Raw genomic sequence first — 19,694 nt, forward strand, 5'->3', positions numbered from 1 at the left:
TATGGGGGAAAAATAATGGGTATTTTGGTGCAAAAATTTGGAGGAACCTCGCTTTCCACACCTGAAGCACGTCAACTTGTGTTGGCACATGTGAAGCGGGAGCTGGAACAAAATCATCAATTGGTTGTTGTTGTGTCGGCCATGGGGAGAAAAGGAGAGCCTTATGCCACCGACACGCTGCTGGATTGGGCGGCGTCTAACGGCGACAGTCTTCCGAAGCGCGAACGGGATTTACTGCTGTGCTGTGGTGAAATTATTTCTGCTGCTACATTATGCAGCCTTATGGAGAAGGAAGGTATTCCTGCTACGGTGCTAACTGGGGCACAGGCGGGCTTTATTACGGATGATCAATACGGTAATGCTCGTATTTTGGATATAAAGCCAGACCGTGTTGTTGAAGAGTTGAACCAAGGCAGAGTTGTCATTGTGACAGGTTTTCAAGGACAAACAGCAGACGGTGATATGACTACCTTGGGTCGGGGAGGCAGCGATACGTCAGCTACTGCTCTGGGTGCTGCTCTACATGCGGATATGGTTGATATTTATACGGATGTGAATGGTATATTGACCGCCGATCCCCGCATTGTGGAAAACGCAAAGCCGCTTACGCATGTTAGCTATACGGAGATTTGTAATATGGCTCATCAGGGAGCAAAGGTTATCCATCCTCGTGCTGTTGAAATCGCCATGCAGGCTAATATCCCGGTCCGTGTTCGCTCTACCTTCTCCGAAGGAGAAGGTACGTTAGTTACCCATCCGGAAGGCTTTAAAGACGTGCAGGCAGACATCGTAGACCGTTTCGTGACCGGTATTGCGTATGTTGGCAATGTCACTCAGATTAATGTTGAATTAAAGCCGGGTATGGAGCACTTGCAATTACAAGTATTCAAATCTATGGCTGAACATGGAATCAGCGTTGATTTTATTAACGTAACGCCATCGGGGGCAGTTTATACTGTGTTCGATCATGATGGAAGCAAAGCGGTTGAAGTATTGAACGGTTTGGGTCTAGAACCTAGGATACTGGCCGGATGTGCTAAAGTTTCTGTCATAGGCGGTGGTATCAACGGGGTACCGGGCATTATGGCGACGATTGTGGAGGCGTTGGCAGAATCAGACGTACAGATCCTTCAATCCGCAGATTCCAACACGACGATCTGGGTACTTGTTAAAAAAGAAGATATGGTGCAGGCTGTACGCGCATTGCATAATAAATTTGAACTCCATCAGTAGGTGCATGGTCCGTGCTCGGACTTGCAAAAAGGAGGCAGCATGGTGAACTTCGGCAGATTGATTACCGCAATGGTGACACCTTTTGATCAGCAAGGAGAGATTGACTGGACTGCATTGTCCTCGTTGATTGATTATTTAATAGAAGAACAGCATTCAGAGTCACTTGTTGTATCTGGAACAACAGGAGAGTCTCCTACCCTGAGTGATGATGAAAAAATCAAGTTGTTTGCTTTTGTTGTAGAAAAAGCAGCTGGACGATGTAAAATTATTGCCGGGACTGGAAGCAACAATACGCGTCACTCCATTCATCTAACCCGTGCCGCGGAGCAGGCAGGAGCAGATGGTGTTCTACTGGTAGTGCCATATTATAATAAACCGAATCAGGAAGGGATGTATCAGCATTTCGAAAGTATTGCAAACTCCACTTCCCTTCCAGCTATACTGTATAATGTTCCAAGCCGTACTGGAGCGAGTCTAACAGCTGAAACAACGCTGCGTCTTGCACAAATTCCAAATATTGTGGGAACCAAAGAATGTGCATCACTTGCGCAGGTCACACAGATTGCAGCGGCAGCGCCAGAAGGTTTTCTGGTTTATTCCGGGGATGATGCTTCTGGGTTGCCTGCTATGGCTGTAGGTGCTTATGGTATTATCAGCGTAGCGAGTCATGTGGTAGGTGCTGAAATGAAGCAGATGATCGATTCACTTGTAGGAGGACACTCGCAGGAGGCAGCAAAGTTGCATCAGCAGTTGTTCCCGATTTTCAAGGGTTTGTTTGGTTGTCCTCATCCTCTGCCTAATCCAGTGGCAGTAAAATATGCATTGGAATTAAGGGGGATTAAGGTAGGTTCGGTTCGGTTGCCGCTCATTCCTCCAACTGAGGATGAAGCGGAATTTATTAAGAAATTATTTACCCGCTAAAGACAAATAGGAATGTAAGATATTAATTAATACTAAGGAGTACCCTTGTTATGGGCAGTCGGTAGGTACAAAACCGATAGGGTTTATTGTCTGACAAGGTCCTCCAGCATGAAGGGCGTTCTTATAGGACGTCCTTTTTGCTGTGCTTTTAACCATGCATGTACATAAAATGACAGATACTAATGGTTTGAGACGGCAATGGGAAACCTAGTGTAACGAACAGGATGACTTGTTTTTTCGTATTTTAATCATGTATAATGGGGTCAAGTGACTGGGTGCGGTATTTTTTTGAAAATTAAATAAACAAATCAAGGTACGACGTCCAACTACCATAGGAGGTTTAGATTCATTTGTCTAAAAAAACAAACAACGATAAATTGATGATTTTCGCTTTGGGCGGCGTCGGTGAAATCGGGAAAAATATGTATGTCGTTCAATACGGCAATGACATTGTCGTGGTGGATTCCGGTCTGAAATTCCCGGAAGAGGACATGCTGGGCATTGATATCGTTATTCCTGATATTTCCTACCTTACAGAGAACCGCGACAAAGTAAGAGGCATTGTGCTGACTCATGGTCACGAGGACCATATCGGCGGTTTGCCTTACGTGTTGAAACATTTGAATGTACCAGTATATGGTACCAAATTGACGCTGGGATTGGTGGAAAACAAGCTGAAGGAAGCGAATCTGCTTGGTGAAACCAAACGTATTTTGATCAATGCTGATTCCGAAATTAAGCTGGGCTCCACACTAAAAGCAACCTTCTTCAGAACCAACCATAGTATTCCGGATTCTGTAGGTGTATGTATTGATACTCCTGAAGGCGCTGTTGTTCATACAGGTGACTTCAAATTTGACCATACTCCGGTGAACGGACAATATGCAGATTTGCAGCGTATGGCTGAAATTGGCACACGTGGCGTACTGGCTCTTTTGTCAGACAGTACGAATGCCGAGAAACCGGGCTTTACACCTTCGGAAAAGAGCGTTGGTATTGTGCTGGAAGACATTTTCCGCAAGTCGAGACAGCGTGTGGTCGTAGCCACTTTTGCTTCTAACGTACATCGTATTCAGCAGGTAATTAATGCTGCTGAAGCAACGGGACGTAAAGTAACAGTTATTGGTCGAAGCATGGTTAATGTTGTAGGCATTGCTTCGGACTTGGGCTATTTGGAAATTCCGGATGGAATGCTGATTGAGCCTGAAGAAGTTGGCAAAATGTCAGCGGACCGTGTAGTTATTCTCTGCACAGGTAGTCAGGGCGAACCGATGTCCGCTTTGACAAGAATGGCTCGTTCCACACATCGAAAGGTTGACATTCTTCCAGGGGATTCAGTCATCATTGCAGCTACTCCGGTACCGGGTAATGAAAAATACGTTGGACGCACAATTGATGAACTGTTCCGTCTGGGTGCCAATGTATATTACAGCGCAGCTAATCCAGGTATCCACGTTTCTGGACACGGAAGCCAGGAAGAACTTAAGCTGATGCTGAATCTGATGAAACCAAAGTTCTTCTTGCCAATTCATGGTGAGTTCAGAATGCAACGTCGTCACGCCCTTCTTGCTGAAGGCGTAGGTATTGAGCCTGAAAATATCTTCATCACGGATATCGGTGAAGTCATTGAAATTCAGAATGGCGGAGCACGCAGAGCTGGTAAAGTTACAGCAGGTAACGTACTGATCGATGGATTAGGCGTAGGGGATGTAGGAAATATTGTATTGCGCGACCGTAAATTGCTGTCACAGGACGGCATTTTGGTGGTGGTTGTCACGCTGAGCAAGCAAGACGGAACGATTAAATCGGGTCCAGATATCATTTCCCGCGGTTTCGTTTATGTCCGTGAATCGGAAGGTTTGCTCGATGAAGCGAATCGTATTGTCTCAAGTACACTGCATAAGCTCATGAGTGAAAATGTAAATGAATGGGCTTCCCTCAAGACAAATGTCAAGGATGCACTGGGTCGCTTCTTGTATGAGCAAACTCGTCGCAGACCGATGATCCTGCCAATTATAATGGAAGTGTGATTCAATTGAAATTTGTTCAAAAACCTGAATTAAAAACTTAAGTCACAGGCACACAGTCGCCTCTCTTCCCGTAGGAAATATTGGACGGTTTCCGCGGGAGGAGAGGCTTTTTGATTTTCCGGGGCAAGGAAAAGCATGGGGGTAGGTATAAAATATTCCATTTCCATCCCATACTATAGGGTGACTACGGGTCATATAGATGCGTAAAGCGAAAGGAAGATCACCCATATGGAACAATACAGCAATCTATCATCTGGCAACGAGGAAACGGAAACGCCAGATCAACCAGAAATTGGGCAAAGACCCGCTTTACCTGCTATGGAGGCTTTGCAGCAACTGGGTCAAACCTCCATGCCTGGAGGCGAGTCCAATATTTTTTGCATGACAATTATCGGTCAGATTGAAGGGCATCTCATTTTACCGCCTCAAAACAAAACGACAAAATATGAGCACATTATTCCCCAGCTGGTAGCGGCAGAACAAAATCCTCGTATCGAAGGATTAATGATTTTGCTGAATACAGTTGGTGGTGATGTAGAGGCAGGACTGGCTATTGCTGAAATGATCGCATCGATGAGTAAACCAACGGTGACCATTGTGATAGGCGGGGGGCATAGCATCGGTGTGCCGATTGCTGTGTCTTCCACTTATTCCTACATTGCGGAGAGTGCAACGATGACCATTCATCCCATTCGTATGAGCGGTCTGGTCATTGGGGTACCACAAACTTTTGAATACATGGAAAAAATGCAGGAGCGTGTCGTACGCTTTGTCGTTTCTCATTCTCGTATTACAGAAGAGCAGTTTAAGGAATTGATGTTTAAAACTGGTGAGTTAAACCGCGATATTGGTACAGCGGTTGGGGGAGCCGATGCAGTGAAGTATGGATTGATGGACGCGGTTGGAGGCATCGGAGAGGCTTTAAAACAGCTGAACACCATTATTGAAACGCGGCGTCAGCAAAACGGGAACGCTGGGATCCAACAGCAGGCTCCATATGCTCCTTTTATTCCCAGTGCCACAGGAACTCCTACAGAGACACTGTCAGGGGAGCATAGCGGGGAGCTACCTCAATGACACTATATACTGTAATGCCAATGGAAATGGTGTGGCAAGGGATGTGGAAAGAGGCTGAGGAGCTTGCAGAGGTTCGAGTAGACGGTCTACTTATGCAGGTACAGCCGCTTGAAAGTCGTCGGGGGATCATTGTACGGTTGTTGGACTGTCCGCTGGAAGCCTACCTGAACCCGCGTTATGGACCCGGTCAAGTCATCGAATGGTCGTAGAAGGTGTCGAATAGTATAGAAATAGGTCATTTACTGCTGAAAAAGAACATATGTGCGGATACCAGGTGACGTGGTATAATATTCTTCTGGGGGGTGACCTTGTATGTCCAGAAGAAGAAAAAGAAAAAAGAAAGCCGCATTTGGCGGAGTTCTGAAATTTGAAATTTACGGCATTGTGCTGATTACATTAGCGGTCATTGCGTTGTCGGGTGAAGCGGCAGTTGGTCGGTCGCTATCCAAGATGTTTGGGCTCGTATTGGGGAAATTCTATTTTGTTATCCCTCTGATTGGCATTTATTATGGTCTGATGGTGATGATTCACCGCAAGTGGCCGAACCAGTGGAACTCGCGTAAAACGGGTTTGCTCCTGTTGGTATTTGCCTTTACACTCATGAGTTCTATTTCATCTATGGAGCAGCGTTTGGGGCCGATCAACGCGCTTCAGCCGGGCGGAGTGATGACCCAGATACATATAGATATGCGTGAGCAGTTGCTGTCGCCTGATCAGCAGGGCCATACCTCAATGCTGAACAAGGATATTAGCGGGGGTTACGTAGGCGCATTGCAGCTTACTGTTCTGTTGTGGCTGTTTGGTCTCACGGGAGCTAAACTGATCATGATCGTTATGTTCGTCATTTGTTTCATGCTGATGACCCAACTGTCCTATGTGGATTTGGTGCGGATTGTAAAGACCAAGCTGCTAGCAGCTGGGGGAAGTGTGCGCAAAAAATGGACTGGTAAAGCTACTCCGCTTTCGGCATCTAGCAAAGGTAATGGAAATAGAAAAATCAAGTCTGAGCCGATTCCTGCCTATGAGGAAGACATGGATGATGACTTTGACGAAATGCAGCCTCCTGCACGCAAACAACCGATTTTCTTTCAGTTATTTGGTCTTAAGAATTCAGATAAAGCGGACAAGGAAGAGCATTCCGTCGATACGGATGAGGATGATCATGATCTTCCATATGAAGCTGAGGACGCGCAGGCCCAGTGGAGAAACGGCAACAAGAGTGAAGAGCTGTCTGACGTAGTCGAACACGCTGAGCAGGAAGCTGCAATTCCGGTAAAAAGGTCGCCGATTATTAGGGATTTTTTCGAACAAGTAAAGCATGAGGAAAGAAGACAGGAAGCTGAATTTGGAGAGTCCCTGACAGGGGCAGAGCTGACAACTTCCATTATTGACGAATCCCTGGATGATGACTTTGTGGGTGCCAATGCGAATACGGATATGGATGATTCGACTACGATCCAGGGGACATTAGAAGGTGCGCAGGGACAAGCTCAGACGATTGCAACTGGGGTGGCAGGCGAAGAGGTTGAAGGTACCCATACAGCTATCCCGGCTCCGCCGCCGCCTAAACCGTACAAGCTACCATCGTTTCGTTTGCTTGCTAAACCACAAAATGCAGGCAAAGGTATGGGACAAAAGGATTACATGCAAACGGCACGCAAACTGGAAGCAACGCTGGAAAGCTTCGGTGTGCGGGCGAAGGTGCTGGAGGTTGTTCGTGGTCCTGCCGTAACACGTTATGAAATTCAGCCGGACATTGGAGTGAAGGTCAGCCGTATTGTGAGTCTGACGGATGACATTGCGCTTGCGCTTGCTGCCAAAGATATCCGTATGGAGGCTCCAATTCCTGGAAAATCTGCTATCGGAATTGAGGTTCCGAATAATGAAGTTTCCATTGTAACGATGCGTGAGGTAATGGAGACAACCGTTTTCCAGGAGTCAGCCTCCAGCTTGTCTATTGCATTCGGACGTGATATTGCAGGACAGACGATTGTCGGTAATTTGGCCAAGATGCCCCATCTTCTTGTAGCTGGGGCAACAGGTTCGGGTAAATCAGTGTGTATCAATGGGATCATCACGAGTATTTTGTACAAAGCAAAGCCGGATGAGGTCAAATTTTTGATGGTCGATCCTAAAATGGTGGAGTTGAACGTGTACAACGGAATCCCGCATTTGTTGGCTCCGGTCGTTACTGATCCAAAGCGCGCCTCACTTGCATTGAAAAAAATTGTAGTTGAAATGGAAAAAAGGTATGAGTTATTTTCCAAATCAGGAACCCGTAATATTGAGGGATACAATAATTTGATGAAAGATAACCCGGATGCATTTCTGCCTTACATCGTCGTTATTGTGGACGAGTTGGCAGATTTAATGATGGTAGCTGCGGGAGATGTGGAGGATGCGATTGCACGACTTGCCCAAATGGCGCGTGCAGCAGGCATCCACCTTATCATTGCAACGCAAAGACCTTCGGTTGACGTAATTACCGGGGTAATTAAAGCCAATATTCCTTCACGTATTGCCTTCGGCGTTTCCTCGCAGGTAGATTCCCGTACTATATTGGATATGGGTGGAGCCGAGAAGCTGCTCGGACGTGGTGATATGCTGTTCATGCCAATGGGTGCTTCTAAACCAGTCCGCGTTCAGGGAGCGTTCATGAGCGATCAAGAAGTGGAGAATATTGTTAACTATGTACGTGAACAGGGTGAAGCGCAGTATGATGAAACGCTAGTGCCGGAGGTGGAAGAGGTATCGGCTGATGCAGATGAAATGCTGGATGAGCTGTACGATCAGGCTGTCAACATCATTTTAGAGGCTAAACAAGCTTCCGTTTCGCTCCTTCAGCGCCGTATGCGGATCGGTTATACACGTGCTGCTCGACTGATTGACTCCATGGAAGCTCGCGGAGTCATCGGCCCTTACGAGGGCAGCAAGCCCCGTGAGGTCCTTATCTCAATGGAGCAATATCAGCAAAATAAAGTTAGTTCCTAAGCATTATCTCTATCCAGCACTACATTAAAACGCTGTTCGTTCGCAGGGTAGTTGTTCTAAAATGACAACTCCAAGTGCACAAACAGCGTTTTTTTGTGATGTTTTTTGAGGTGTGGCGACTACCTGCTGAAAGAAGATTAAAAGGGTGAATAGCTTTAAGCGGAGCTTGTCATAATAAACGTAGCCATCCTGTTAATCCCACAAAAGAAAGGTAGAGCGCAGCATATGAAAAAGACAATGGTCTGGATTTGCACGGGTATCCTCGCAGCCTCGGCTATTACGTACACAGGACTTTTTAAAAATGACTCTGCACAGCAGCAAGCAGAGCCGTCCAGCACACAGCAGAAAGTACAAGCGGCGCAACCTTCCCAGCCGACATTCAGCTCGGGAGCGGTTGATTTTGGATCTTACGGTCAGGATGTATATGAGTTGCAATCACGTTTGAAGTTGCTGGGCTTTTTTGGCGGGAAAGTGGACAGCCATTTTGGCAGCAGTACACTAAAAGCTGTTAAAGGTTTTCAAAAGGAATTTGGTATCCGTCCCGATGGAGTGGTCGGAGCAAAGACGAAATTAAAGCTGGTGAATGCTACTCCTAACTGGAAACCAACGGAAACTCCTATGCATCGTAACAATCAAGGTTCCGCTCAGGGACAGACAGCGGACAATAATGATAAAGCGGATCAAAATGATGAAACGATGGGATCGGCCAACACCATGGGACTATCTGCAAACGATCTTAAGATTTTGGCTAATGCGGTCTATGGTGAATCCCGTGGCGAGCCCTTTGAAGGGCAGGTTGCCGTGGCGGCGGTTATTTTGAACAGGGTTAAGTCACCTAGTTTTCCAAATACACCATCTGGGGTGGTTTTCCAGCCGGGGGCCTTTACAGCTGTAGCAGACGGACAAATCTGGCTTACGCCGAATGAAACTGCACAGAAGGCAGTACGACAGGCGCTGAACGGTTGGGACCCAAGCGGAGGATGTCTCTATTATTTTAACCCAAAAACAGCCACCTCCAAATGGATTTGGACCCGTCCGCAGGTGAAAACCATCGGGGAACATATTTTTTGCATGTAAAACGCCGAAGCAGCCGGGAGCTTGTCTCCGGTTGCTTCTTGGCTTTTGCATGGTTAGAATAAAGATTGGTACACTTTACCTCTTTACAGGAGGACGATTTACAGCAGCTAATGCTAATCAAAGGCTAGACGCCAATTGACGTCACAAAGGAGTTTTGGACTTGAACAAAACAGGTTTCGAGCGTGGCACACGCAGACAACTGAGGATTCATGTACTGCCGACCAAGCGCTTTAAGACGTTTGCTATATCATTGTATGTAGGCACTCCGCTACGGGAGGAAACCGTAACTCGAGTGGGGCTGGTACCTTTCGTTCTGCGCCGGGGTACAGAATCGTATCCGCAGACTACACAATTCAGAGAACAGTTAGAGCAATTGTATGGCGCAGGTTTCGGATTCGATGTGTATAAACGTGGAGATTATCAGATCGTGCAATTTCGCATGGATACGATTAATGACAGCTTTGTAAACAGTCCGGATAGTTTGCTGGATCGTTCGTTTGCTTTCCTTGGAGAAGTGCTGACGAAGCCTGCATTGGAAAATGATGCATTTCAAACTGGATACGTCCAGCAGGAACGAGAAAATGTGCGCAAGAAGCTGGAATCTATGGTTAACGATAAAATACGTTATGCTGGTGAGCGCTGCATGGAGGAAATGTGCAAAGATGAGCCTTATCGTCTGCACCCTCTTGGTCAACGATCTGATCTGGACAGTATAGATGCACAGAGCTTGTATGAGGCTTATGGAGAATGGCTGAATCATGCCAGCATGGATTTATACGTTGTGGGAGATACGACGCTAGAAGAAGTTGAGAAGTTTGTTGATCGCTATTTTCAATTGAACCGTTCAGCGGAAGCAGGGTATGTTCCGGAACAGCCCAAGTCGGTAGAGCGTGATGTTCAAACTGTTGTAGAGCGTCTTGATGTGAACCAGGGCAAGCTCAACATGGGGCTGCGGACCCCTATTACGTATGGTGACGATCGCTATGCATCCGCTCTGATGTACAATGGCATTCTGGGCGGGTATCCGCATTCAAAGCTGTTCGTTAATGTAAGGGAAAAGGAAAGTTTGGCGTATTACGCTTCATCGCGGTATGACGGGCATAAAGGGATTGGTACGATTCAATCTGGTATTGAAATTCCTAATTATGAAAAAGCGGTTACTATTATCCGCAAGCAACTGGAAGATACGCAAAACGGAGCGATTACTGAGCTGGAAATGACCCAAACGCAGGCGATGATTCGCAACTTGCTAAAGGAGATGCAGGATTCCGCTTTTGAAATGATCGCCTATGATTTTAACAGACAGCTTTCCGGTAAAGAGCGGACGGTAGATGAGCTGCTGAGTCAGGTGGAGGCAGTCAAGGTGCAGGATGTTCAGGATGCCGCCCGGACGTTCCGACTGGACACTATTTATTTCTTGAGAGACCAGAAGGGGGAATAACGGTGGAGCATATACCTTATGAGCATTTGCAAGAAACGCTGTACTATGAAGTAATGGATAACGGCTTACACGTTTATGTGTTGCCCAAACCGGGTTTTCAGAAGACGTACGCCACATTTGCGACTAAATACGGCTCGGTTGATAATCATTTCCGCGTAGAAGGTCAACAGCCCGTAAAGGTGCCGGATGGCATAGCCCATTTTTTGGAGCATAAAATGTTTGAAGAGCCTGAAGGAGATATTTTTGCTACCTTTTCCTCTAATGGGGCATCGGCGAACGCATTTACGAGCTTTGATCAAACCGTATATCTGTTTTCGGCAACTGAGCGTATTCAAGAAAATTTGACCACGTTGGTCAATTTTGTACAGCATCCTTACTTTACAGATGAAAATGTAGAGAAGGAAAAAGGCATTATCGGCCAGGAAATCAATATGTATGAGGATAACCCCGATTGGCGGAGTTACTTTGGTCTGATCGAGGCGTTGTACAAGGTCCATCCGGTGCATATTGATATCGCAGGTACGATTCAATCCATCAGTACGATTACAAAGGAAACGCTGTACAGTTGCTATGAAGCTTTCTACCACCCAAGCAATATGATTCTTTTTGTAGTGGGCGGAGTGGAACCAGCTGAAGTAATAGAGCTGGTACGTAACAATCAGGCCAAAAAGGACTATAAGCCGCAGGGAGAGATTGAGCGGATTTTCGACGATGAACCCACTACAGTTGCAGAACCACGTCGTGAGGTGAAGCTGGCCGTTTCTCTGCCAAAGCTACTGTTTGGATTCAAGGAGGCTGAAGTAGGCTTAACGGGTGAAGAATTGCTTCGTCATGATCTGGAAACCAAGCTGATGCTTGATCTCCTATTTGGTTCCAGTACACAACTGTATCAAAAGCTCTACGATGAGGATCTGATTTCGGACAGTTTTGGTCATGAGTACAATAGTACGCAGCAATATGCATTTTCCGCAATCGGCGGGGATACCAAAGACCCGGATCGACTGTTGGCAAGAATACGTGAAGAGGTGGAGTCCATCCAGAAGCAGGGCTTTGCAGCAGAACATTTTGAACGGGCACGCAAAAAGAAAATCGGTGGTTATCTACGTACACTCAATTCACCAGAAAATATTGCGCATGAATTTACAAGACATCGCTTCCGGGGTAGCGATTTTTTCCAACTGCTTCCGATTTATGAAAGTATCACGCTTGAGGATGTAAATCGCCGTCTGAAAGACCATATCCAGTGGGATCAACTCGCAATATCACTAGTGGTGAGTCCGTAATGTCCAGGGAGAGGGAAACGATGACCACTGAGGGCGGAGAATTAAAAGCGATTGGTGATACAACTGTGCTGATTACAGGAGCGAGTGGCGGAATTGGTGCGGCTATTGCTGAGCGTTTTGCAGCTGTAGGGATGAATGTGGTCATTCACTACATGAAGTCCCATGAAAAAGCAAATGAAGTTGCCCGTCGTTGCATGGCTTATTCAGGCAAGGTAATGACCGTGTCAGCGGATCTGCGGAGCAAGGAGCAGATCGAACGCATGCGGGAAAAGCTGGATAATCACGGGATGAAGCCGGATATTCTTGTGAACAACGCTGGATTATCTCATTATGGGCTGTTGACAGATGTTACGGAAGAGGAATGGGACGAAGTGATGGCAGTCAATGTTAAGGGAACCTTTCTGTGTACGCAGGTTTTTATGCCACATATGATTTCTCAACGCTATGGCCGCATTGTGAATGTTTCCTCCGTGTGGGGGATATGTGGCGCTTCGTGCGAGGTGTTGTATTCCACCACCAAGGGAGGCATTAACGCTTTCACTAAAGCGCTGGCTCAAGAGGTAGCACCTTCCGGGGTGACAGTGAATGCAGTAGCTCCAGGTGCAGTGAATACGTCGATGCTGGATCATTTGGATGAAGGCGAAATTACCAGTTTGGAAGAAGAAATTCCTGCCGGACGATTGGCTCGACCTGATGAGATATCATCCCTGGTTTATTTTCTTGCGCTTCCTGAGTCAGGTTATATTAATGGCCAGGTCATAAGTCCTAACGGAGGATGGGTGACTTAAGGGAAATAGCGCTTGGAGGAATCCACCAGTATAGTAAGCGTCTGAGAAGAGCATATTACAACTGTTGATTTTAAATCTGAATCATCTAAGGAGGATTTAAGTATGTCAACAGTTGTTCAGAATTTTGATGTTTGGAAAAAGTTCCTCGGTCAGCGTGTAGAGCAAGCGGAGAAGCTGGGAATCAGCCAAGATACCATTTCAGAGCTTGCTTATGAAATCGGTGATTTTCTGGATGAGAAGGTCGATCCAGCCAACCACTCCAACCGCGCATTGAAAGAACTGTGGGGAGTTGCCGATGAGGACGAGCGTCACACCATCGCCCGGCTAATGGTTAAATTGGCCAAGAGCAACGCATAAGTAAGAACCAACATGAAAAGCTCCCTTTTGGGGGCTTTTCTGTAATGGTTACAGAGCTGTTCTTGTAATTCCATTGTAATTTATATATCATAAACGTGATTGAGGCTTACAACACAATGCAGCCTATCAAATTTCAATAATTGGTTTTGTCGAAAGATGTTATTTTATGATACAATAATGCTTTGATTTGGAGTTGTTGACGGTTTGAATGTGAATGAGGTGCTAACGTGACGGAAGAAACGAAACAGTGGTACATGGAGTACAAGATACATAAAAATCGACCCGGACTGCTGGGAGACATTGCTTCCATGCTTGGTATTCTGGGGGTTAATATACTGACGATCAACGGTGTTGAAGGTGAAAGAAGGGGGATGTTGCTTGAAACGGACGATGATGAGAAGATACGTATTCTCGGAGACACGTTAAAAAAAGCGAGCAACATTACAGTCACGGCCTTACGTGCTCCGAGACTGGTTGATATATTGGCAGTAAGACATGGCCGTTACATCGATCGGGATTCGGATGATCGTAAAACATTTCGCTTTACACGCGATGAGCTTGGGTTGCTGGTCGATTTTTTGGGTGAAGTATTAAAGAGGGATGGCAATCAGGTGATCGGTCTTCGCGGGATGCCACGTGTGGGCAAAACAGAATCCATTATTGCCAGTAGTGTATGCGCAATGAAGCGTTGGACTTTTGTATCTTCGACGCTACTACGACAGACGGTACGCAGTCAGCTCTCTGAAGAAGAAATGAACCCAAACAATGTGTTTATTATTGATGGTATTGTGAGTACAATTCGGTCAAATGAAAGACATTATCACCTGCTTCAGGAAATTATGAGCATGCCAAGTACTAAAGTGATTGAGCATCCTGATGTATTTGTACGTGAATCGGGATACAGCTTTGACGATTTCAATATCATTATTGAACTTCGCAATAATCCGGCTGAGGAAATTATCTATGATACCTTTACAGCCAGTTATACAGAAGATCTTTAAATAAGCGTAATTACACAAGGAGATGATGACATGTCAGAACTGGGTCAGCAATTAAAGGAGGCCCGGCTGCAAAAAGGATTGAGCCTTGACGATGTTCAGGAAATGACGAAGATACGCAAACGTTATCTGGAAGCCATTGAGACGGGCGATTACAAAGTGCTGCCGGGAAGCTTTTATGTCAGAGCTTTTATTAAAACATACGCTGAAACGGTCGGGTTGAATCCTGATGAGATTCTGGAAGGGCATCAAAGCAATGTGCCTGAACCTGAACCGGAAGCAGTCATGGAGCCTGTTACACAGAAACGCTCCAGCCGTCCCGCCACGATTGGTAATCTTAAATGGTTGCCTACAGCGTTAATGTGGCTTTTTCTAGTTCTCATTGTTGGGGTTATTTATGCTTATTGGGTGAGCAACAACCATTCAACTCCAAAAACAGCAGAAAACACAACACCGATTACTACACCAAATACAACACCAAGCACAACACCAAACACAACACCAAACACGTCAACTCCTGATACCACTACGACACAGCCGAACAATGGTCAAACGACGGCTCCAAATGGTGCTGGTGGGCAGACTCCTGGTGCGGGGCAAACCGGGCAAACTCAGCCAGATGGTACGGGGAATACGGATGCTACTACTCCAAATACTGGACAGCAGCCGGATACGACTACTCCACAACAAGGTGTAACTGTGGCACAGGACGGCAAGCAAGGCAAGACGACGATTTTTAAAGTTTCCAGTGCAACGGGAGCCACAGCCAAGGTTGATATTAAAGCTACGGGTGAAAGCTGGCTTGAAGTGTATAAGGGAGAAAATTCCCGTGGAGAAAAACTGAGTTATGGTATGACAAAAAGTGGAGATGCCATGTCTTTCGATATTGGTCCAGAAGGTTTATATATCAAATCAGGACGGTCTTCTGCCACAGATATTTCCGTAGCAGGTCAACCGATAACAGATAATAAATCGACTACTCGTGTACTGATACAGCAAGGAGAAGCCTCTTCGACCGGAACGAGTGCAGGGGTGACGGGTTTACCTGCAGATTCTACGACAGGTAGCAGTACGGATTCAGCACAAAGTGGTACAGATTCTACAACTACTAATGGTGAATAAACGCCTTGGTGCGAGGAAATACTAATGACTGTAATTCTTGAAAAGGCAGTCATTTCATTTTCCGCAAAGTGAGGTGTATACGTTATGACCGTCAGCTGGATTGTGACTGGGCTCGGTATAATTGTCAGTTTACTGGGCTATTATCTGACACCGAATGCATGGGGCTATGGCATACTGGGCTTTGGTCTTGCTCACATTGTGCTTGGACTTTTGGATATGTTCCGAACTCCAACACGAAGCCATAATTAGATATTTTGACCGTAAATGAAACAAAGGCGTTTTTGTCAGGAAAACTGGCGAAAACGCCTTTTTAGTCAACTGATTATTGGATTTTTGTAAATGACTAGCCTATAATTAGATATTGAACTTTGTTGTGGAAAGGAAAGTGAAACGATGGCTTCAGAAAATTCATTTGATATCGTCTCCAAAATGGATATGCAGGAGTTAACAAATGCGGTTCATCAGACGGAGCGTGAAATTGAAACACGATTTGATTTCAAGGATAGCAAAAGTAGCCTCAAGCTTGAGAAAGAAGCTCTTACGATTGCATCGGAAGACGAATACAAGCTGAATGCGGTGATTGATATTTTGCAATCTAAAATGGCCAAACGAGGTCTGTCCCTCAAAAATGTGGAGTATGGCAAATTGGAACCCGCTTCTCTAGGTTCAGTGCGTCAGCGTCTTTCGCTGAAGCAGGGAATTGATCAGGATAATGCCAAGAAAATTAACATTCTTATTCGGGACTCCAAGCTAAAAGTTAAAAGTCAGATTCAAGGTGATCAAATCCGGGTGACCGGGAAAAACAGGGATGATTTACAGGCGATCATTCAATTGCTACGTAAAGCTGATTTGCCATTGGAGCTTCAATTTACAAACATGAAATAAAGACGTTTTCCCTCATATATTTTGCAGAAAAAAACGTTGCTTGATGTGTGGCAGGTTATTTTGACATGCGTTTTGCGCCATATTATACTTGTAACGAAAATGCAGACAATTCAGGTGTATAGCGCTCGCCGAAAGCGATTTACATAGGATTGAATTTAATCCGAAAACTGCCATTTGTAATCAAGTACGATAATCAGGGGAGAGTGTGTTGTGAATTTACCCAACAGAATTACAATAACGCGGATTTGCCTTATCCCGGTGATGATGCTGGCTTTGCTGGTGGACTTTGATTTTTATCCGCCACCGATTGAGATCGGAGCTTTCAAGCTGCCGTATAATCAGCTGATTGCGGCTATCATTTTCCTTGTAGCAGCCAGCACGGACGGTCTTGACGGATATTTGGCACGTAAAAATAATATGGTCACCAATTTGGGCAAGCTGTTGGACCCCCTTGCTGATAAGCTCTTGGTAACCGCTATTTTGGTTTCCTTGGTAGAAATGGGGAAAATTGATTCATGGATTGTCGTTGTGATTGTGAGCCGTGAGTTTGCGGTTACGGGTCTGCGTCAGATTGCCTTATTGGATGGGTCTGTGGTTGCTGCAAGCAATTGGGGCAAATTAAAGACGATCATTCAGATTGTTGCTATAGTAGCGCTGCTCATTAATAATTTCCCGTTTGTTTTTCTGGGTATACCGTTTGATTTAATAGCGATATGGGCAGCGGTGTTGATCACCATTTATTCGGGTATTGATTATTTCGTGAAAAATATCCATTTGCTGAGCTCCTCCAAAGTTTAACAGTATAAATTTTATGGAAACAGCAATAGGGACTAAACTTATTGCTGTTTCTTTATATAATTCCCATCATATTCGCAGTACAGGAGGAAGAATTGATGAAAGCTGAAATAATTGCGGTAGGAACAGAGTTATTGCTCGGACAAATAGTGAATACAAATGCTCAATATTTGTCACAAGAGCTGGCTACAATCGGAATCGATGTATATTTCCAGACTGTGGTTGGCGATAACATAAATCGGCTTCAGGAAGCGATAAGAATTGCTCAGAAGCGTGCGGATATTATTTTGTTTTCCGGCGGTCTGGGGCCGACTCAGGATGATTTGACGAAAGAGGCGATAGCGGCTGTATTGGGGCGGAAATTGCACATAGATCGTCTTGCAATGGACAAGCTAGATCAATTTTTCCGTAACCGTGGGGTAGAAATGACCGAGAATAACCGCCGGCAGGCGCTTTCTATTGAAGGTGCTACTCCGCTTGAAAATGAGACAGGGCTAGCTGTGGGCGACGCAATTGCACAGGACGGTAAATTTTATGTAGTTTTGCCTGGACCTCCTAAGGAACTCAAACCGATGTTTGCAAACCAGGCCAAACCTTGGTTGCTTCAGCAGGCATTGAGCGGTGAGGAAATGCCAATTTATTCAAAAATGCTAAAATTTGCAGGGATTGGTGAGTCAGCTCTTGAAACCCGTTTGTTAGATCTGATCCAATCCCAGACAGATCCCACGATTGCTCCTTATGCCAAGGAAGGGGAAGTCACGATCCGTATATCCACCAAGGCGGCCAGCGAAAGTGAAGCATTGATTAAGCTGACGGCTACGGAAGTAGAAATTCAGCAGCGTCTTTCGGAATTTATGTATGCAAGCGAAGATGTTACGTTGGAGAAGGTTATCGTAGATCTAATGGCCAATCGCGGATTCACTGTGAGTGCGGCAGAAAGCTGTACAGGTGGAATGCTGATGGAACACATCACTTCTATACCTGGCAGTGCTACTATGTTTCAAGGTGGCATCGTGTGCTATTCCAATGAAATGAAGATGAAATTACTCAATGTGCCTTATGATTATTTGGAAGGGGATCAAGCGCCAGGTGCAGTGAGTAAGGAAGTGGCCCTTGTGCTTGCAGAGCAGGCGAGAATGATCATGGACAGCGATTTTGGACTTTCAGTTACTGGTGTAGCCGGGCCTGGGTATTCCGAACGGAAGCCAGTCGGACTAGTGTATATTGGCATTGCTGAACGCGACAAGGAAACGGAAGTACATGAACTGAGACTGAGTGGTAACCGCGAAACAATCCGACTGCGATCAGTCAAAGCGATTCTGTACAGATTGTGGCGCAGGCTGGTAGAGAACGAGAAACTCTCTTAATCATCTATGTACAGTGTGGGTCGTAGAGTTGTTTTAGATAGATATTCATGATATAATCACTTTATCGGAAGAACCGTTGCAAAGCCTTTTGCCAGCGGTTCTTTTTTTGTGTTAAGAGACAGGTGTAATTATAGAAGAGAGCTGTGTGAATAAAAAAAACGAATGTATGTTCGAAAAAATGCTTGGCAAGCGTGTCAAAACAAGGTATTATTAAAGTACAAACAATGAAGGATGTGAGTTTATTGTCAGATCGTCGTGCTGCGCTGGATATGGCGCTCCGTCAAATAGAAAAGCAATTTGGTAAAGGTTCCATTATGAAGTTGGGTGAGTCTACCCATATGCAAGTGGAAACGATCCCCAGTGGTTCGATTGCTTTGGATATTGCGTTAGGAACGGGCGGCTTTCCAAGAGGCCGGGTTATTGAAATATACGGACCGGAATCATCCGGTAAAACGACAGTAGCTCTTCACGCTATCGCAGAGGTGCAAAAAACAGGCGGACAAGCCGCCTTTATCGACGCCGAGCATGCGCTTGATCCGTCGTATGCAAGCAAGCTGGGTGTCAATATTGATGAGTTGTTACTATCGCAACCAGATACAGGGGAGCAGGCGCTTGAGATTGCCGAAGCCCTTGTACGTAGTGGAGCAGTAGACATTGTAGTTGTTGACTCCGTAGCGGCACTTGTGCCGAAGGCAGAGATTGAAGGCGAAATGGGAGATTCCCACGTCGGTCTTCAAGCGCGTCTGATGTCGCAGGCATTGCGTAAGCTGTCTGGAGCCATTAACAAATCGAAAACTATTGCTATTTTTATTAACCAGCTACGTGAAAAAGTAGGTGTTATGTTCGGTAACCCTGAAACAACACCAGGTGGACGTGCCTTGAAGTTTTACTCTACGGTACGTTTGGATGTTCGTCGTATTGAAAGTTTGAAAATGGGTAACGACATTGTGGGTAACCGCACACGTATTAAAGTCGTGAAGAATAAAGTTGCCCCTCCATTCCGTCAGGCTGAAGTGGACATTATGTACGGTGAGGGCATTTCCAAGGAAGGTAGCTTGATCGATATCGGTACGGAGCATGACATTGTCGACAAGAGTGGAGCTTGGTATTCCTACGAAGGTGAGCGCCTTGGTCAGGGACGTGAGAATGCGAAGCAATTTTTGAAGGAAAATCCGAACATTGCTAGTACGATCGAGCAAAAAATTCGGGTGGCCAGCAATTTGATTACGACGGTTGCTCCGCCTACAGAAGAAGAGTTGGCACAGCAAGCCAAGGAAGAACAGGAATTGTTGGAGCTTGAATAAAGCTTGGTGAATCCTGATTTGTGAA

18 protein-coding genes are annotated in these 19,694 nt (G+C 45.7%); all 18 read left to right on the top strand.

The genetic code is table 11. From position 1 onward, the window contains the following. The first annotated feature begins 15 nt into the window (after positions 1-15). The 18 genes from dapG (at position 16) to recA (ending at position 19,669) form a co-directional block, all read left to right on the top strand. Positions 16-1,233 carry an aspartate kinase gene (dapG, locus tag NSQ68_RS10375; protein WP_307349893.1) on the top strand — a complete coding sequence of 406 codons (1,218 nt, stop codon included), beginning with the start codon at positions 16-18 and terminating at the stop codon, positions 1,231-1,233. A gap of 39 nt (positions 1,234-1,272) precedes the next feature. Further along, positions 1,273-2,154, top strand: a complete 882-nt coding sequence (gene dapA, locus NSQ68_RS10380) for a 4-hydroxy-tetrahydrodipicolinate synthase (protein ID WP_069080939.1) — start codon at positions 1,273-1,275, stop codon at positions 2,152-2,154. A 350-nt stretch (positions 2,155-2,504) separates the two neighbouring features. Next, a complete protein-coding gene (locus NSQ68_RS10385) occupies positions 2,505-4,184 on the top strand; it encodes a ribonuclease J (protein ID WP_013309942.1) in 1,680 nt (559 codons plus the stop codon). Between the two features lie 228 nt (positions 4,185-4,412). Next, a complete protein-coding gene (locus NSQ68_RS10390; RefSeq protein ID WP_307349895.1) occupies positions 4,413-5,261 on the top strand; it encodes an ATP-dependent Clp protease proteolytic subunit in 849 nt (282 codons plus the stop codon). After that, positions 5,258-5,470, top strand: coding sequence for a YlzJ-like family protein (locus tag NSQ68_RS10395; RefSeq protein WP_023988229.1), 213 nt, complete (start codon positions 5,258-5,260; stop codon positions 5,468-5,470). Before NSQ68_RS10390 ends, NSQ68_RS10395 begins: the two co-directional genes overlap by 4 nt. Positions 5,471-5,573: 103 nt before the next feature. After that, the gene (locus tag NSQ68_RS10400; protein WP_342428771.1) at positions 5,574-8,252 is read left to right on the top strand and encodes a DNA translocase FtsK 4TM domain-containing protein; all 2,679 of its coding nucleotides are present in this window, start codon (positions 5,574-5,576) and stop codon (positions 8,250-8,252) included. Positions 8,253-8,477: 225 nt separating this feature from the next. Continuing rightward, complete coding sequence (gene sleB, locus NSQ68_RS10405; RefSeq protein WP_307349900.1) at positions 8,478-9,329, top strand: spore cortex-lytic enzyme; 852 nt, start codon at positions 8,478-8,480, stop codon at positions 9,327-9,329. A 160-nt stretch (positions 9,330-9,489) separates the two neighbouring features. Further along, positions 9,490-10,770, top strand: a complete 1,281-nt coding sequence (locus tag NSQ68_RS10410) for a pitrilysin family protein (protein ID WP_342428772.1) — start codon at positions 9,490-9,492, stop codon at positions 10,768-10,770. A 2-nt stretch (positions 10,771-10,772) separates the two neighbouring features. After that, positions 10,773-12,053, top strand: a complete 1,281-nt coding sequence (locus NSQ68_RS10415; RefSeq protein ID WP_307349902.1) for a pitrilysin family protein — start codon at positions 10,773-10,775, stop codon at positions 12,051-12,053. Positions 12,054-12,073: 20 nt separating this feature from the next. Next, positions 12,074-12,841, top strand: coding sequence for an SDR family oxidoreductase (locus NSQ68_RS10420; RefSeq protein ID WP_307349904.1), 768 nt, complete (start codon positions 12,074-12,076; stop codon positions 12,839-12,841). Positions 12,842-12,943: 102 nt separating this feature from the next. Further along, positions 12,944-13,198 (top strand): DUF3243 domain-containing protein, encoded by a 255-nt coding sequence (locus tag NSQ68_RS10425; protein WP_013309950.1) that lies wholly within the window; start codon positions 12,944-12,946, stop codon positions 13,196-13,198. Between the two features lie 227 nt (positions 13,199-13,425). Beyond that, positions 13,426-14,199 carry a DUF3388 domain-containing protein gene (locus NSQ68_RS10430; protein WP_013370747.1) on the top strand — a complete coding sequence of 258 codons (774 nt, stop codon included), beginning with the start codon at positions 13,426-13,428 and terminating at the stop codon, positions 14,197-14,199. Between the two features lie 30 nt (positions 14,200-14,229). Continuing rightward, positions 14,230-15,318, top strand: coding sequence for a RodZ domain-containing protein (locus NSQ68_RS10435; RefSeq protein WP_342428773.1), 1,089 nt, complete (start codon positions 14,230-14,232; stop codon positions 15,316-15,318). Positions 15,319-15,402: 84 nt separating this feature from the next. Further along, positions 15,403-15,567 (top strand): hypothetical protein, encoded by a 165-nt coding sequence (locus NSQ68_RS10440; RefSeq protein ID WP_023988236.1) that lies wholly within the window; start codon positions 15,403-15,405, stop codon positions 15,565-15,567. Positions 15,568-15,711: 144 nt separating this feature from the next. Further along, the gene (locus NSQ68_RS10445; protein WP_013309953.1) at positions 15,712-16,203 is read left to right on the top strand and encodes a YajQ family cyclic di-GMP-binding protein; all 492 of its coding nucleotides are present in this window, start codon (positions 15,712-15,714) and stop codon (positions 16,201-16,203) included. 210 nt (positions 16,204-16,413) lie between these two features. Then, complete coding sequence (pgsA, locus tag NSQ68_RS10450; RefSeq protein ID WP_013309954.1) at positions 16,414-17,001, top strand: CDP-diacylglycerol--glycerol-3-phosphate 3-phosphatidyltransferase; 588 nt, start codon at positions 16,414-16,416, stop codon at positions 16,999-17,001. A 95-nt stretch (positions 17,002-17,096) separates the two neighbouring features. After that, positions 17,097-18,365, top strand: a complete 1,269-nt coding sequence (locus NSQ68_RS10455; protein ID WP_342428774.1) for a competence/damage-inducible protein A — start codon at positions 17,097-17,099, stop codon at positions 18,363-18,365. 242 nt (positions 18,366-18,607) lie between these two features. Next, positions 18,608-19,669 carry a recombinase RecA gene (recA, locus tag NSQ68_RS10460; RefSeq protein ID WP_023988239.1) on the top strand — a complete coding sequence of 354 codons (1,062 nt, stop codon included), beginning with the start codon at positions 18,608-18,610 and terminating at the stop codon, positions 19,667-19,669. Positions 19,670-19,694: the final 25 nt, after the last annotated feature.

Source organism: Paenibacillus sp. FSL L8-0158 (assembly GCF_038592965.1).
GTDB lineage: Bacteria > Bacillota > Bacilli > Paenibacillales > Paenibacillaceae > Paenibacillus > Paenibacillus polymyxa_D.